Here is a 14,991-nt window from a genome sequence, read left to right on the forward strand (position 1 = left end):
AAAGTCGGAGACCGGCAGGCCAATCCGGTCCTCCCAAACGCACCAGCCAGTACCCCTCAATCAGAAGGAAAGCCTCATGGTTTCTCGCATCACCGCCGCACTCGCGGCACGCTACAAGGCCATCCAGGAAAAAGAAAAGGGCTTCACCCTGATCGAGCTCCTGGTCGTCGTGATCATCATCGGCGTCCTCGCCGCGATCGCCATCCCGATCTACATCGGAGTTCAGAACAGCGCGAAGGACAGCGCCGTCAAGTCCGACCTCACCAACGCGAAGATCGCCGTCACGGCGTTCTACACCGAGAAGAACAAGATGCCCGCCCTGACAGTCGCCGACGAAAAGACGGCGCTGACGAAGTACGGCCTCACTGAGTCCGAGAACACCGAGGGTCTGGCGATCAAGGGTGCCAATATCGACGCGCTCTGCATCGATGCACACCGCAAGGACGATGTAACCAAGATCTTCCGCATCACTGCGAACAAGGGTGTAGAAGACGGCGTCTGCCCGTAGGCACCAACTCCTAGATAGGGCGCCGCCAGTAGGCGGCGCCCTATCTAGCTTCCAGCCCCTTCGACCCGAACCAAGGAGGTGAATGCCATGCGACGCATCCGCGACGTTGTTTCTTCAAATTCTGAAGCTGGGATGACACTGATCGAGGTTGTTGTCGCGATGATGATCTTCGCTTTCGTCGCCGTCGGTGTTGCGTACTCGATGGTGTCGGTACTCTCCGTGACACGGGATGCCCGAGGTCGGGAGGTCGCGGCGAACCTCGCCGCGCAAGAGATCGACCTCGCTCGCTCGATCGAAGACGTCTTCGACCTCTACGACAGGACGAAGACTCAAACCGTTAACAGCACGGTCTTCACCATGAAAATTTCGACGGACTGGGTCACCGCGACGGGAGTCGCCGCCGATTGCGGCGTCGGCGGAGGTACCCTCCAGTACAAGCGAATCAACGTCACCGTGACGTGGCCCGGGATGATGAGCTCGACGCCCGTCCAGGCAGACACCGTCCTCGCGCCATCTTCGAAGATCAACGACCCCACTCTCGGTACCATCCTTGTGCGGGTGAGAAACGCCGGAGGCACCGGCAGTTCGAATGTCACCGTGACGGCCACTCCGGTTGCCGCAACCGGCGCAGCGGCGATCACCGAAACGATTCTCCCCACTGACGCGGAAGGCTGCACCTACATTCTGAAGGTCAAGCCGGGAACCTACACGGTGAAGATCGCTCGAACGAATTCGGTGACCGAGAAGCAGGAGACGGAGCCCCAAAGTCAAAAGGCCGTCGTCGCGGCCGGCGCAACGGCATCCGCCGGTTTCGCATTCGACTACTTTGGAACAGTCACAGCGAAGTACGCCACAAACTACACTGTCTCGCCGCCAAGAATTCCTACAGACCTGTACACGAGCCTGGTCAGCACGTATGGGATCTACCTGAATCAGGCCGCGACCGCAACCGCGAGTCGCACCTTCGATCTCCACCCATTCACCGGCGGATATCAGGTCCTGGCCGGTAAGTATTCCTCGGCGAGCGACACCTCGATGGCCTGCGCGTCGATCAATCCAACGAATTGGCCTGATGGGACGAACACAACGGGGTCGCCGGTCAGCGGGATTCCGCCGGCGATCGTCACAACCGGCCCTGCCGGGAGCGCGACGGTCGACGTACCAATGGGCGTCGTGACCGTGAAGAACACCGGTACCTCGGCGACCACGCTGCGTGCGGTGTCGACCGCAGCCGATCCGGAGAGCGGTGACCCCGGATGCGACCTCGCACAGACCCTGAATTTCACGAATCTGGCGGGGAGCTCAAGCACGGTGGTGGCGCTGCCATACGGCACCTGGAAAATCGAGCTTGGCGGATCTTCTGTTGGGTCGAGCGTCCTTTCGGTGCCACCTTCTTCAACGGGCACAACGATCAAGCTCGACGGCACCGTCATGCTGGATCCGCGGCAGGTGGTGACGCCATGATGCGTCCGCGAACCCCGGGAGCCAGGCTTCGTGGCGAGGCGGGAATCAGCCTCAGTGAACTCATCGTCGCCGTGCTGATTTTCGGCATAGCCTCGACGATGGTCGTCGGCTTCTTTGTTAGTACCACACGGACGATGAGCTTGGCACAGTCACTCAACACGAACACCAAGCAGGCCTCGAACGCAATGAACCAGACCTCGCGTCTCATCCGTGCCGGCACCGAGAATCCGGTCAAGGGCGAAATCAACGACCCTGCCTTCGTGGTGGCGCAGGCCGAAACGCTCACGATGTACGCATTCGTGAACCTCCAATCCAGCGAGCAGACACCCGTCAGGGTGCAGCTCTACCTCAACGCGAAGCGACAACTTGTCGAGAAACAATGGGCGGCCAAACCGACTACTGGGGGCTACTGGACATTCGACTCGCTGAGCACTCCGCCCTCCTCGACCCGTGTGCTCGCGACGTCTATTGCTCCGATGGGAACCGACGGCCCGCTCTTCTCGTATGTCGCGGCCGATGGAACAGCGTTGCCGGGCCTTCTTCTCAGCGACGACCAGCGACGCAGTATCGCCGCAGTGAAAGTGACCCTCACCCTTCAGGAAGAAGGAGTCACCGACCAGCACCGAGTTACCCTGCAAAACACGGTTGGAATACCCAACCTCGGATTCCACCGGGTGGTTACATGAACGCACACAGCCGATTCTCGAAGTTCGATCGGGGCCGGGACGAGCAGGGTGCCGCACTGGTGATGGTCATCGTCATCGGCGCCGTGTTGATGATGCTCATCGCGACCGGTACGGCGTTCTCGATCAGCAGCCTTCGCAAGGCAAGTACTGACGCGGACTGGAATGCCGCCATGGCCGCGGCGTACGCAGGGGTTGAAGACTACAAATCCAAATTGTCCAACGACAACGCCTACGTGAAGTACGGGGACAAGCTCGCTCCGTTCAGCTCAGGGAGCGAACTCCAATTGCCGACCGGGTCCTTGGTCAACCCAGCATTCGGGCTGGGTACCGGAGGATCATGGGCGACCGTGTCGGGGAGCAACGGCAAGGCGAGCTACCGCTACGAGGTCGACAATTCGAAGTACTCTTCGTCCGGCATCCTGCGGCTTCGTGCGACAGGGCGTGTCGGCGAGTCCATTCGAACGCTCGTGGTCAACGTCAAGCAGCAGGGGTTCATCGATTTTCTCTACTTCACCGATTATGAGATCGTCGATCCGGCGCAGAAGCAGAACAGCAAGTGTGACGTCACCCACGCATGGGAACAGAACGACAACGAGCACGATAGCGACTGCTCAGAGATCCAGTTCGCTCCAGGCGACGTGATCAACGGGCCGATGCATTCCAACGACACTCTGCTCATCTGCGGCACCCGGTTCAAGGGTCAGGTCACGACTTCGAACAACAAACTCCCGATCTACCGAAAAGTCACGAGTTCCGGGTGCACGCCGACATTCGATGTCCCGGGCTCCCCTGAGTTCAGCACGAGTATCGGCATGCCGGCGACCAACTCCGAGATGCGCTCCGAGACTCGAACCGACCTCAGCGACGCGGTGACTCGTCCCGGATGCCTCTACACCGGTCCCACGGTTATCACGTTCCTCGACGGCGGAAAGATGAACGTGAAGTCGCCGTTCACTGTGAAGACACGAATCGCCGGTGCTCCGGCGACAACCGGGACAACTCCTCCCGAATGCGGCGTTCCCGGCACAGGCGCAGGGTCGCTTGGGTCGGCGGGAGGCGCAACGATCACAGTGATCGAGCAAAATCTCATCTTCGTGCAGAACGTTCCTGGACTCTCGAATGACCCGAACTACACGGCCCCGACGGCCACTCGCGATGGATTCACCTGCGTAACTGCTACAGGCAAGAAGGGCTGGTCATTCGGTGGGAACAGGTTCCCGCTTGCAGACGAGGTCATCCCCTGGGCAGAACCCGCGCATTACGGATGCCGCAACGGTGACGTTTACGTGAAGGGGAAGCTCGGCGGCCAGGTGACCGTTGCTGCCGAGAACTATGTTTACGTCACGGGCGACGTCACATACGCGGATGACACCGCCGACATGCTCGGCATCGTCGGGCAGAACGCCGTGTGGGTGTGGAACCCGCTAATCTGCGACGAGTATTACTCGAACAGCGGAAACGGAATCAAGAACGGCACCTGTAAGGAGCTCAAGAGCCACTTCGCACTGGCGGCGAACCGCACGATCAGCGCTGCGATCCTGTCGGTCGCACATACCTTCGTCGTGCAGAATCACGACCTGGGGAGTTCGCGTGGCAAGTTGACCGTGAAGGGCGCGATCTCACAGAAGTTCCGTGGGACTGTCGCAACGACGTCCGGCTCTGGGTATGTGAAGGAGTACAACTACGACCCTCGATTCAGATTCATGGCTCCGCCCAAGTTCCTCTCACCGGTGTCGACGTCCTACGGGATCAGCGAACTGGTGGAAGTGTCCGCGGCATTCAAGGCGGATGGGTCGGCCGGCTGATGGATGTCGCCACTTCTTCACTGCTCATCACGGTTGCCGTCCTGGTGGGAGTGTTCGGTTTGCTCGTCGGCTCCTTTCTGAATGTCGTCGTCTATCGAGTACCCAACGGGATGTCTGTCGTATCTCCGCCCAGCGCATGTCCGGGCTGCGGATCCGGAATCAAGGTGTACGACAACGTCCCAGTGCTTTCCTGGCTGGCGCTCCGAGGTCGATGCCGCTCGTGCAGCGAACCTATCTCAGCTCGCTACCCACTGGTCGAGGCCGGCGTCGGCGTCTTCTTTGCCGTAGTTGCGGCTTGGTGGTGGGTGGTCTCGGCGAGCCCGACCCGCGGGGGTTCGACAGGCTCGATCGCCACGGGTGGGACCGGTCCGACCGGCGAACTTGTCGGCGACGTGCTCGTGCTCCTCGCATTTCTCTGGTTAGCGGGTGTGAGTGTATCCCTTGCGCTGATCGACCTCGATACGCACAAGCTCCCCGACGCGATCGTCCTGCCCAGCTACCTCGTCGGCGGAGTACTTCTAGCGACAGCCGGCATCGTGCACGGCGACATTGACGCACTGGTCCGCAGCGTCGTGGGAATGGCGGCCATGTGGGCTGCGTACTTCCTCATGGCGATGCTCTACCCGGGAGGCATGGGTTTTGGGGACGTCAAGCTCGCCGGTGTGCTCGGCCTCTACCTGGGCTTCGTTGGATGGGGCGCACTCCTGGTTGGCGCATTTGCGGCATTCTTTCTCGGCGGGCTCTATGCCATCGTGCTCATGGTACTGAAAAGGGCCGGCCGGAAGAGCGGCATCCCGTTCGGCCCATGGATGCTCGCCGGCGCCTGGACCGGCACCTTCGCGGGCACCACATTATGGACTTCCTACCTCTCGCTCCTCGGCGTGGCATAGGTACGGGAAAGCAAGAGGAGAATCATGTCAACGAGCGTTGTGGGAATCGACATCGGAAGCGTCGCTATTCGAGCTGTCGAGCTCAAGGACCCGGACAAAGCAAAACCGACGCTGCTGCGTTACTCCGAACTGCCCTTGCCAGCCGGAGCGGTGAGCCGCGGTGAGGTGATCGAACCAAATACCGTCTCCACCGTCATCAAACGTCTATGGTCCACCGGCGGTTTCAAAACCAAGAATGTCGTCATCGGGATGGGCAACCAAAGGGTTCTCGCACGTGACCTCACGGTGCCGAAGATGTCCCAGACCCGCATTCGCGAGGCACTGCCTTACCAGGTGCAAGAGCTGTTGCCGGTGCCGGTGAGCGAAGCGATGCTGGATTTCTACCCGGTCTCCGAAGAAATGACCGACAGCGGGCCGGTCGTCAATGGCCTGCTCATCGCCGCGATCAAGGAGGCTGTGCTGGGCAACGTCCGTGCCGTTGAGAAGTCGGGTCTGACGACGACCGGTGTGGACCTCATCCCGTTCGCCCTCACCCGAGCGCTCCTTCGCAACGGCCAGGCAGCCGGGACAGTCGCCATCGTTGACATCGGCGCGAGTGCGACAACTCTCGTCATCGCCACGGATGGCGTTCCCCAGTTTCTGAGAATCATTCCAGCGGGTGGCGACGATCTCACGACGGCGCTAGCCCAGCGGCTTGAGATCGAAACTGCGCAGGCTGAAGGGCTGAAGCGCGGAGTCGGCCTTCGCACCCGCGTGGAGGAGCCGCAATTTCAGCAGCCCATGGAGATCATAAATGAAGTGACAAGCGAACTGCTCGGCAGCGTCCGTAACACCCTCGATTACTTCAGCCAGTCCCGCCCGGATGCTCCCGTCGAGCGCATCGTGCTTACTGGAGGCGGAGCTCAACTTGACGGTCTGCCGGATGCTCTCACCGAGTTGACGCGAACGGCAGTCGTGCCTATTGACCCATTCGCCGGTCTCTCCCTTTCGAAGTCGGTCAAACCTGACGGCCTTCGCATGAATCAGTCCGCAGTCCTCGTGGCGCTGGGCCTCGCATTGGGGAGCGCAGCGTGAGCAAGGCAGTAGAGACCCTCGCTGTAGGCGCGCCGCCGCGGGCGGATCTCCTCCCGCCCGAGATTCGCCGGGAGCACAAGGGCCGACGCACGAGACGGAAGCTCATTTGGGGTGTGATAGCAGTCGTCCTGCTAGTTTTCGTCGGCACTGGAACGAGCTTCTACTTTTCCCTCACCTCCCAACTGCAGCTGGTTTCGGCTCAGGCAAAGACCGCTGAACTGTTGGCAGAGCAGCAAGAGTACGCGGACGTGCGACTCGTTCAGGAAGAGCTTTCCAAGGTCGAGGCGGGGCAGAAAGTGGGGGCTGCGACCGAGATCGACTGGAACGCCTATCTCAACAAGATCGAGAAGAGTTTGCCGAAGAACGTCGCGATAGTCCAGGTGTCGATAGATGGAGCCTCCCCGCTCATTGATTATGCGCAGCCAGACGCGCCGCTCCAGGGCTTGCGGGTGGCGACGCTCACGTTCGGCGCTGCCACGAAGGCTCTGCCAGACACGGACGCCTGGTTGGTCGCACTGAGCACACTACCTGGGTTCACGGACGCAAACCCGGACTCAATCACCTTCGATGAGGAGACCGGTCTGTACAAGACCATCGTGACCATGCATATCGGCGAGGGCGCGTGGTCAGAGCGATTCGTACCTGACGACGAGAAAGTGCCCGACGACGAGGCGGCGGACGAGACAGAGTCGGATCAAACCGCCAAGGAGGAAGACTGATCATGGACAAGACAAAGATCTGGATTCTCGCCTCTGCGATCGTCATGGTCGGCATCCTCGCTCTCGGATGGTTCGTCGGCGTGGAGCCGCAGCTCAAAGCGAAGGCAGCTGCGGATGAACAACGGTTTGCGGTCGAGGCTCAGAACACCGCGACTGAAATGACAAACATCAAGCTCAAGGGCGACTTCGCGAACATCGATGAGCTCCGGACGGAACTCGCCGGACTCCGCGGTTCGATTCCTGCCGTTGGTCAGATGCCGGCGTTTCTCACCCAACTCGACAACCTCGCGGCGGCCAGCAAGACAAAGGTCATCTCGCTGACTGTCGCCGAGGCCGTCGAATACACGGTCCCGGAGACGTCAATCCCACCGGTTGAAGTGGACGGCGAAGAACCGACGGACGCAGGGGCCGCGGTCGAGGCCGCTGCTGAACCGCTGCCCGACGTGCCGAAGACCATCACCGACTCCCGCATCACCTCGGAGAACTTCGTTGCGATACCAGTCCAGGTCGCGGTGGAAGGTGACCGCGATGGTGCCAGGAGCTTCATCGACAAACTGCAGCACGGCCCGCGGCTGTTCATGGCGACACAGATCGTCATTCAGCCTCTGGATGACAAGCCGGGCGTGTTCACGTCGACGGTAACTGGGTACGTCTACGTACTGTTGAACGAATAGGAAGCCTGGACTCGTTATCCGGCTGAATCTTCTCCGGTTCGCGGGTCGGTCCTTCACCAAAGTTCTTTCGGATGTGTTGTCCACAGGGCCCGATTTGTGGCGGGTTTTGGGGTGGGAATGTCGGTGGTGGGGTGTTCACTGGTTATATGAACACCCCGATCACCGCCACATTCCCGGCCGAGACCCTGCCGGTCGAGGCAGGCTGCGCTGAGGGCTGCCCCGCGGCTGTTCTGGATGCGGATCTGGACTCGTTGGGCCGGTTGTCCGGTGACGAACTGCTGACGTTGATCTCTGATGTTGCCCGGGTCTTGCGGCGGGCGGAAGCGGTGCTGGCAGCCGGCAGCAATGAGGTCGCGGCCCGGTCAGACAAAACCCGCGGTGCGACCGGTTTGGCGGCCCGGCACGGCTACGCCCGGCCGTCGCAACTGGTGGAGCAGGTCACCGGGGTGTCTTCCCGCACCGCGAACCGGTTTGTGAAGGTCGGCGCGTTCACCGGTCAGCGGGTGTCCGATACCGGCATCCTGTTACCGGCGTTGTTTCCCACGGTCAGTGCCGCGCTTTCGGCGGGGCTGATCGGGGTCGAAACCGCTGAGGTGATCACGAAAGCGTTGCAGGAGGCAGCACCCCGGGCGGAGGTCGCTGACCTGGTCGCCGCGGAACAGGCTTTGGTGGGCCAGGCGACCGGGCAGAGCGTGCCGGGCGGGTTGGCGGTGCCGGCGGACCTGATCGCCGGGCAGGCGAGGTTGTGGCGGGACAGTCTCGACCCGGACGGTATCGAACCCCACGCCGAGGCGGCGTTCCAGCAGCGGGACCTCTGGGTGTCCCGCACCGCCCAGCACGGTGTGGTGCCGTTCGGCGGGAAACTGACCGTCGATGTCGCCGTGAAACTGCATGCCCTGTTCGACGCGATCCTCACCCCCCGGTCGGCACCCCAATTCCTCACCGACGAAGAACACCAGGACCGGGAGGCGCGGAAGGACCCACGAACACCGGGGCAGCAACGCGCGGACGTGTTCGCCGCGATGATCGACTCCCTCGCCCGCTCCGACACCGTACCCACCATCAGCGGTGCGGCGCCGACGGTGCTGGTCACCGTTCCCGCACAACTGCTCACGGACCAGCAGGGAACCGGTCAGGTCGTCGGGGTCTCCGACCAGGTCCCGTACTCGGCGGTGGAGCAGATCCTCTGCGACAGCACGGTCCAACCGGTGTTCCTCGACCCGGGTGGCGGGGTGACCGGGTTGGCCAGCCCCCAACGTACCTTCACCCGGACGCAGAAACTCACGATCATCGCCCGGGACGGACCCACCTGCCACGAATGCGACATCCCCGCCACCGGCTGTGAAGTGCACCACATCATCCCCTGGTCCGAAGGCGGGAAAACGGTCGTCGAGAACGGGGTGATTCTGTGCTGGTTCCACCACCGGATGATGCACGCCGGCGAATGGACCATGACCGTCGTGGACGGCAAACCGGTCACCATCCCACCAGCCTGGATGACCCGCAAACCCTACCTCCGCCCCTGAACCACACGACTTTCACGCAGCTGGAGCACGCTCCGTTTACGGGCGGCGACCCCGGCAGGCTCAAGGCCCCGCGGCGGGCGTCTCCGACGCCTCAGCCGACCGAGCCGACCCCGGATCTCGTTCCCACGCCGCGAGCGTGTGGCGGTAGCCGACGATCTCGTGTCCGACGACTTCGATGATCGCCCCGAGCGCGACGAGACCGATGACGGCACTCAGAGCAGTGATCGCACCGGGAGCCTCGAGATCGAGCGCCTCGTTCGGGTCCGTGAAAGCACCGACCAGCACCGCGATCGCGAGCGGAGTGAGAGTCACGAGCAGCAACGGCAGGTGAGTCAGATCGAATGAACGCATCAGGACGCTCCAGATCATGAAGATGAGCAGGATCGTCACCGCGAACGGCACGGAGAGCGCCAGGGCGATACCGAGCAGCGAGACGCCGCCGTGCTCGACAGCGATCGTGGTCAGGTGCAGCCCGGCGCCGATCGCGGCGATGGACCCGAACAGCGCCAGATGCGCGTACCGCCACGCGAACGTTCGCTCCGGTCGTTGCTCGAGAACCAGCCTCGACGGCACGAGGAAATACGTCCACCAGACGCTTCCCGCTATGAGGAAACCAGACACGGCGATCAGCGCGGCTTCCACCGACCACCCGATCTCCTGAGTGAGCGCCCCTACTGCTGCGGTTGTCGCCGCGATGACTTCACCGATGGTGATCAGGGTCAGGAGGGCGAACCGCTCGGCGATATGCCCTGCATTCCACGGCGCATACCCGTACCGTCTCGTGGCGAGGACCGGCGCGATCATCTCAGCGAGAGCCAGTGCGACGAGGAAGACTACCGTTGCCAGCACAGGAAGCGGCAGGATCGCCGTGAGGAGCCACCCGACCTGAGCGGCCGAGATGATCACCACATAGGAGAGCGCATTCCTCCGGTGTTCCGGATCCTGCCTGGACGCACGCAGCCACAGGGCGATGAGCGGCACGCGCATGATGATGTAGCCGATCACCATCATCAGATTGTTCGGGCTTTCACCATGCGCTGCCGCTTCGAAACTGACAGGGAGCCCGTAGGTGAGCACGAGAACCCCGACCATCTGCACGATCGTTGCAAGACGCAGGAGTACATCGTCGTTGCCGAATGCAGAAGCGAACCAGGTGAAGTTCAGCCAGGCCCAGCTGACGGCCCACACCGCGAAGGCATACGCCCCCAGAGCCGGCCAGATGACCCCGATACTCAGCTCTTCAGCGAGGAGGTCCGCCGCCACGGCGAACGCCACGACGTAGGTGAGGTCATAGAGCAGTTCGAGCGGCGTCACCGAACGCCCCCGTTCGTGCGGATCCCGTCCACGCATCGGTCGAATCCGGTGCCGCAGCTCCTGCTGCAACTGAGACGCGAAGTCTGGCGATTCGTTCACGGAATCCTCCCGGTGAAAGGTGGCGTGTCCTGAGCCGGGAGCCTCCGATCAGAGGACGAAATGCCTTGCTGCGGTGGAGTGTAGCGAGGGATGGGGTTCCAAGGCGAGCGCTGGGCGGGCATAAACGACGGGAATGCCACGTTGTCTCTAGGTGTAACAGCGCGTCATGTGAATTGTTGCCACCCACACAGCGGCTTACGCTCGCTTGCTGAGGCATCCGCAGAGTCCGATCGACCCGGATGCCCCGGTCCACTTCGAAAGGGAAACCCACCATGTCTTCACGTTCCGTTCTGTCAAAGCTCGCTGCAGCGGCCGCCGTCGCCGGCCTCGCCGTCACTCTCTCGGCTTGCTCCGCGAACACGGCAGGATCGGGCGGAGGATCGACGGAGTCCGAGAGCGCACTCGAGCGCGTGACCGAAGCCGGCGTGCTCGTCGTCGGAACCGAAGGCACCTACAAGCCGTTCAGCTACCACGAAGGTGGCGCTGGCGACCTGACCGGATACGACGTGGAGGTCGTGACCGCTGTCGCGGAGAAGCTCGACCTCGACGTGAAGTTCGAAGAGACCCAGTGGGACGGCATCTTCGCCGGGCTTGAAGCTGGTCGCTTTGACATCATCGCCAACCAGGTCTCCATCGACAACAAGCGCGAAGAGCAGTACACGTTGAGCGAGCCGTACACGGTCTCCCCAGGTGTGGTCATCGTCGCGAAGGACAACACCGACATCAAGTCCCTTGAGGACCTGGCCGGCAAGACGACCGCACAGTCCAACACGAGCAACTGGTACGGCGTCGCAGAAGACGCGGGCGCCACCGTCGAAGCCGTCGAAGGCTGGGCACAGGCCGTCGCGCTCCTCGAACAGGGCCGGGTCGACGCGACCGTCAACGACAAGCTGACCTTCCTCGACTTCCTCAAGCAGAAGCCGGACGCCGCCATCAAGATCGTCGCCGAAACCGAAGACCCCTCACGCAGTGCATTCGCTCTCAAGAAGGGCAGCGACGACCTCGCCGACGCCATCGACGAGGCTCTCGCCGAGCTCAGCGAAGACGGTACCCTCGCCGAGATCTCTGACAAGTACTTCGGCGAGGACGTGACCAAGTAGCTTCGGCTCCTGCGATACTTCCCTCATGACTGAGTGGGAACTGTTCGTCAGCTCGCTCTGGCCGCTCGTGTCAGGGGCGATCCTGGGCACCATCCCGCTGTCGCTCATCTCGTTCGCGGTCGGGCTCATCATCGCGCTCCTGGTTGCACTCATGCGGCTCTCCCGCATCAAGGTCGTGTCGTCCATCGCCCGGGTGTACATATCGATCATCCGCGGCACCCCGCTGCTCGTTCAGCTGTTCGTGATCTTCTACGGGCTGGGGTCGATCGGGCTCAAGCTCGACCCGTGGCCGAGTGCGATCATTGCGTTCTCCCTTAACGTCGGTGGTTACGCGGCCGAAGTCATCCGCGCTGCGATCCTCTCGGTGCATCAGGGTCAGTGGGAAGCGGCATACACGATCGGGATGTCTCGCCGTCGCGCACTGAGGCGGATCATCCTCCCGCAGGCCGCCCGCGTTTCGGTGCCCCCGCTGTCGAACACCTTCATCAGCCTTGTCAAGGACACGTCGCTAGCGTCGCTGATCCTCGTGACCGAATTGTTCCGCCAGGCACAGGAGATCGCGGCGTTCAGCAGCGAGTTCATGCTGGTCTACCTCGAGGCCGCGCTGATCTACTGGCTCATCTGCCTGGTGCTCTCGTCGGGGCAGAACGTGCTCGAAAAGAGGTTGGACCGCTATGTCGCCCACTGACCGTTCCTCAGACCCGGACGCCCTGCTCACCGTCGCCGGACTGCACAAATCCTTCGGGAACAACGAGGTCCTCAAAGGGATCGACCTCGCCGTCCGCCGCGGCAAAGTGCTCGTGCTTATCGGACCGTCGGGCTCGGGCAAGACCACCGTGCTGCGCTCGATCAACGGCCTGGAGATTCCGGATGCCGGAGTTGTCACGTCGACGGACGGGATCCGTATCGACTACTCGGCGAAACCGCCGAGGAAGGACATCCTCGCCCTGCGCGACCGCACCGCCATGGTGTTCCAGCACTACAACCTGTTCCCGCACATGACCGTGATCGAGAACATCATCGAGGGTCCCGTCCAGGTGCAGGGCGTGTCGAAGACCGTCGCCACCGAGGAAGCGGTCGCACTCCTCGAACGGGTCGGGCTCAGCGAGAAGCGCGACGTCTACCCGTTCCAGCTCTCAGGCGGCCAGGCACAGCGGGTCGGAATCGTCCGTGCCCTCGCCCTCAAGCCCCAGTTGCTGCTCTTCGACGAGCCGACGAGCGCGCTCGACCCTGAACTCGTCGGAGACGTGCTCGCCGTGATGAAGGAACTCGCCGACGAAGGCTGGACCATGGTCGTGGTCACCCACGAACTCGCCTTCGCCCGCCACGTTGCTGATGAGGTCCTCTTCATGGACGGCGGCGTCATCGTCGAACGAGGAGCCCCGCGAGACATCTTCACCGCGCCGAAGGAAGAGCGCACCAAGCAATTCCTCCACCGCATCCTCTCGCCGCTCGACTGAACCCCGTCGCCGCGACGAACCGCGCGGTTCCGCGGAAAAGCGCACCCTCGCCGGTAAAGTGACTCGCACGGGGCAGATCATGCCCCGATCGACGAGGAGTGTCACCATGAGCAACACCACCCCCGATCAGGGAAAGCCGGCCAACGACGGCGAGCAGACGTCCGAGAACGTCTCCGCCGACAACCTCGACGCCCCCCGCGACGACGCAGCAGCTCAGGATGCCGTCTCCGAGACGCAGAACTCGGACGAATACAACCCGGATGCGTTCCGCGATTCGGTCCCCGCCGATGAGGCCGGGACCGAGGAGAGCGCCGTCCACGAGGTCCCTGTCGACCAGGTTCCCGTTGCCGCAGAGGCAACCCCGGTGACTTCTTCCGCCGAGCAGGCACCCCACCACACTCCCGAGGTCGCCGACCACGCGTACGCCGAGAAAGCGGACACCCACGTGTTGTCCTCCTCAGAGCCCACCGTGCTCACCCAGGCCGATCTCCGCGCAGACAAAGTTCGTGCAGAGGAATCCGCCCGTGACGGCGACACCGCCGTCGCTCCGGTCTACACGGATTCCACGGCACCGGTCGCGCCCGCTGCGGTTGCCGCTGCTGCTGCCACCACGCCTCCTGTCGCCCCGGTGCGTCAGCCGGTCTACGTCCAGGCCCCCAGCGAGCCCAAGGCGAAGGGAAACCGCGGATTCGGCATCCTCGTCTCCCTCCTCGCCACCGTCGTCTTCGCGGCCCTGTATGCCGCGGTCCTCGCGCTGCTCTTCGTCGTGAACGATGGCTCGGTCGACACCGTCAACGACGTGCTCGTCAAGGCCCCGTTCTGGATCCCGGTGATTTTCTTCCTGCTCGCAATGGTGATTCTCGTCTCCGTGGTCAACCGCGGTGGCTGGTGGGCATACGTCATCGGCGGCTTCGTCGTCGCAGCAATCGTCTATGGTTCGTACCTCGGTGGAGTGCTCATCGAAGTGGCCGCGAGGATCAGCCCGAACGAGGTCGCCGGCGTCGTCCAGGACTCGCTCTTCTCGCCTGCTGCGGTCATCTCATTCATCATCGCCAGGGAAGTACCGATCTGGTTCGGTGCCTGGATCGCCGCTCGCGGTCGCAAGGTCAGGGAACGCAACGTCGAGGCTCGCCAGGAATACGAACGCATCCTCGACCAGGGCCCCGTCGTCTCCTAGCGTGGCATCCGATTCGCGGCGCCTGGGCGTCGCTCTCCTGGCGACGCTGGGCCTCGGCGTCGCTCTCGGACTGGTCACCTGGGCGCTCTCGTCCGTTGGGCCTGTCACCGGTCCTGACACTTCCGTCGGACTCACCGTCGCCATGATGGTCGCAGCGATCGCCGGATTCCTCGCCGTCCTGCTCCGACTGCAGGCAACGGGAAGTGCCTTGGTGGTCGTCGTGCTCCCGGTGCTCGGAGCTGTTGCCGGCTTCCTCCTGGTCGGGGGAGTGCTCTACGGCCTCGGGGGAGGAGACCCCCTCCGAGGACCGGCTTTCGCACTCGCGCAGTTCGGATTCCCTGGGATCTACGTCGTCGCTGTGCTGTCTGCCGTCGCCGCGGCGGCGTACCTCATGGGGACTTCTCCACATCGCACCGGTCACTCCCGCCGGGTAGGTTAGAAGAACTTCCCGGTCCCGGCGGAATACTTCGCCGGGACCGGCCTGTGACTAAGGAC

15 protein-coding genes and 1 pseudogene are annotated in these 14,991 nt (G+C 62.8%); 15 read left to right on the forward strand and 1 reads right to left on the reverse strand.

Translation table 11 applies throughout. The features are described from left to right. Positions 1-76: 76 nt before the first annotated feature. From AC1M2K_RS16210 to AC1M2K_RS16255, 10 genes and pseudogenes are all read left to right on the forward strand, one after another. Positions 77-508, forward strand: coding sequence for a type IV pilin protein (locus AC1M2K_RS16210; protein ID WP_480241780.1), 432 nt, complete (start codon positions 77-79; stop codon positions 506-508). Between the two features lie 87 nt (positions 509-595). Next, the gene (locus AC1M2K_RS16215) at positions 596-1,972 is read left to right on the forward strand and encodes a type IV pilus modification PilV family protein (protein ID WP_480241781.1); all 1,377 of its coding nucleotides are present in this window, start codon (positions 596-598) and stop codon (positions 1,970-1,972) included. Next, positions 1,969-2,658, forward strand: coding sequence for a type II secretion system protein (locus AC1M2K_RS16220; RefSeq protein ID WP_480241782.1), 690 nt, complete (start codon positions 1,969-1,971; stop codon positions 2,656-2,658). Before AC1M2K_RS16215 ends, AC1M2K_RS16220 begins: the two co-directional genes overlap by 4 nt. Then, entirely contained in the window at positions 2,655-4,463 is a 1,809-nt protein-coding gene (locus tag AC1M2K_RS16225) for a hypothetical protein (RefSeq protein ID WP_480241783.1), read from the forward strand. The genes AC1M2K_RS16220 and AC1M2K_RS16225 overlap by 4 nt, the downstream gene beginning before the upstream one ends. Further along, positions 4,463-4,747: pseudogene (locus AC1M2K_RS16230) on the forward strand (prepilin peptidase); the annotation flags it as partial. The gene AC1M2K_RS16225 and the pseudogene AC1M2K_RS16230, both read left to right, overlap by 1 nt. Positions 4,748-4,891: 144 nt before the next feature. Next, a complete protein-coding gene (locus AC1M2K_RS16235; RefSeq protein ID WP_480241867.1) occupies positions 4,892-5,353 on the forward strand; it encodes a prepilin peptidase in 462 nt (153 codons plus the stop codon). Between the two features lie 24 nt (positions 5,354-5,377). Then, complete coding sequence (gene pilM, locus AC1M2K_RS16240; RefSeq protein ID WP_480241784.1) at positions 5,378-6,427, forward strand: type IV pilus assembly protein PilM; 1,050 nt, start codon at positions 5,378-5,380, stop codon at positions 6,425-6,427. Next, a complete protein-coding gene (locus tag AC1M2K_RS16245) occupies positions 6,424-7,146 on the forward strand; it encodes a hypothetical protein (RefSeq protein WP_480241785.1) in 723 nt (240 codons plus the stop codon). Before pilM ends, AC1M2K_RS16245 begins: the two co-directional genes overlap by 4 nt. Positions 7,147-7,148: 2 nt before the next feature. Next, positions 7,149-7,820 carry a hypothetical protein gene (locus AC1M2K_RS16250; protein WP_480241786.1) on the forward strand — a complete coding sequence of 224 codons (672 nt, stop codon included), beginning with the start codon at positions 7,149-7,151 and terminating at the stop codon, positions 7,818-7,820. Positions 7,821-7,966: 146 nt separating this feature from the next. After that, the gene (locus tag AC1M2K_RS16255) at positions 7,967-9,346 is read left to right on the forward strand and encodes an HNH endonuclease (RefSeq protein WP_480241787.1); all 1,380 of its coding nucleotides are present in this window, start codon (positions 7,967-7,969) and stop codon (positions 9,344-9,346) included. Positions 9,347-9,406: 60 nt separating this feature from the next. On the opposite strand, the gene AC1M2K_RS16260 is transcribed toward AC1M2K_RS16255, so the two are convergent. Further along, positions 9,407-10,759 (reverse strand): low temperature requirement protein A, encoded by a 1,353-nt coding sequence (locus AC1M2K_RS16260; protein WP_480241788.1) that lies wholly within the window; start codon positions 10,757-10,759, stop codon positions 9,407-9,409. 272 nt (positions 10,760-11,031) lie between these two features. On the opposite strand from AC1M2K_RS16260, the gene AC1M2K_RS16265 reads away from it, so the two are divergent. The 5 genes from AC1M2K_RS16265 (at position 11,032) to AC1M2K_RS16285 (ending at position 14,935) form a co-directional block, all read left to right on the forward strand. Further along, positions 11,032-11,859 carry an amino acid ABC transporter substrate-binding protein gene (locus tag AC1M2K_RS16265; RefSeq protein WP_480241789.1) on the forward strand — a complete coding sequence of 276 codons (828 nt, stop codon included), beginning with the start codon at positions 11,032-11,034 and terminating at the stop codon, positions 11,857-11,859. 25 nt (positions 11,860-11,884) lie between these two features. Then, the gene (locus tag AC1M2K_RS16270; RefSeq protein ID WP_480241790.1) at positions 11,885-12,547 is read left to right on the forward strand and encodes an amino acid ABC transporter permease; all 663 of its coding nucleotides are present in this window, start codon (positions 11,885-11,887) and stop codon (positions 12,545-12,547) included. Next, on the forward strand, positions 12,534-13,319 hold the full coding sequence (locus AC1M2K_RS16275; RefSeq protein ID WP_480241791.1) for an amino acid ABC transporter ATP-binding protein: 786 nt from the start codon (positions 12,534-12,536) through the stop codon (positions 13,317-13,319). Before AC1M2K_RS16270 ends, AC1M2K_RS16275 begins: the two co-directional genes overlap by 14 nt. Positions 13,320-13,425: 106 nt before the next feature. Further along, positions 13,426-14,496 (forward strand): hypothetical protein, encoded by a 1,071-nt coding sequence (locus AC1M2K_RS16280; protein WP_480241792.1) that lies wholly within the window; start codon positions 13,426-13,428, stop codon positions 14,494-14,496. A 1-nt stretch (position 14,497) separates the two neighbouring features. After that, complete coding sequence (locus AC1M2K_RS16285) at positions 14,498-14,935, forward strand: hypothetical protein (protein ID WP_480241793.1); 438 nt, start codon at positions 14,498-14,500, stop codon at positions 14,933-14,935. The last annotated feature ends 56 nt before the right edge of the window (positions 14,936-14,991 follow it).

This window comes from Mycetocola sp. Y171 (assembly GCF_056713165.1).

Bases quoted from the DNA above. Each gene is read 5' to 3' on its own strand.
- AC1M2K_RS16210 (WP_480241780.1), top strand. From the start codon at position 77: ATGGTTTCTCGCATCACCGCCGCACTCGCGGCACGCTACAAGGCCATC.
- AC1M2K_RS16215 (WP_480241781.1), top strand. From the start codon at position 596: ATGCGACGCATCCGCGACGTTGTTTCTTCAAATTCTGAAGCTGGGATG.
- AC1M2K_RS16220 (WP_480241782.1), top strand. From the start codon at position 1,969: ATGATGCGTCCGCGAACCCCGGGAGCCAGGCTTCGTGGCGAGGCGGGA.
- AC1M2K_RS16225 (WP_480241783.1), top strand. From the start codon at position 2,655: ATGAACGCACACAGCCGATTCTCGAAGTTCGATCGGGGCCGGGACGAG.
- pilM (WP_480241784.1), top strand. From the start codon at position 5,378: ATGTCAACGAGCGTTGTGGGAATCGACATCGGAAGCGTCGCTATTCGA.
- AC1M2K_RS16250 (WP_480241786.1), top strand. From the start codon at position 7,149: ATGGACAAGACAAAGATCTGGATTCTCGCCTCTGCGATCGTCATGGTC.
- AC1M2K_RS16255 (WP_480241787.1), top strand. From the start codon at position 7,967: ATGAACACCCCGATCACCGCCACATTCCCGGCCGAGACCCTGCCGGTC.
- AC1M2K_RS16265 (WP_480241789.1), top strand. From the start codon at position 11,032: ATGTCTTCACGTTCCGTTCTGTCAAAGCTCGCTGCAGCGGCCGCCGTC.
- AC1M2K_RS16270 (WP_480241790.1), top strand. From the start codon at position 11,885: ATGACTGAGTGGGAACTGTTCGTCAGCTCGCTCTGGCCGCTCGTGTCA.
- AC1M2K_RS16275 (WP_480241791.1), top strand. From the start codon at position 12,534: ATGTCGCCCACTGACCGTTCCTCAGACCCGGACGCCCTGCTCACCGTC.
- AC1M2K_RS16280 (WP_480241792.1), top strand. From the start codon at position 13,426: ATGAGCAACACCACCCCCGATCAGGGAAAGCCGGCCAACGACGGCGAG.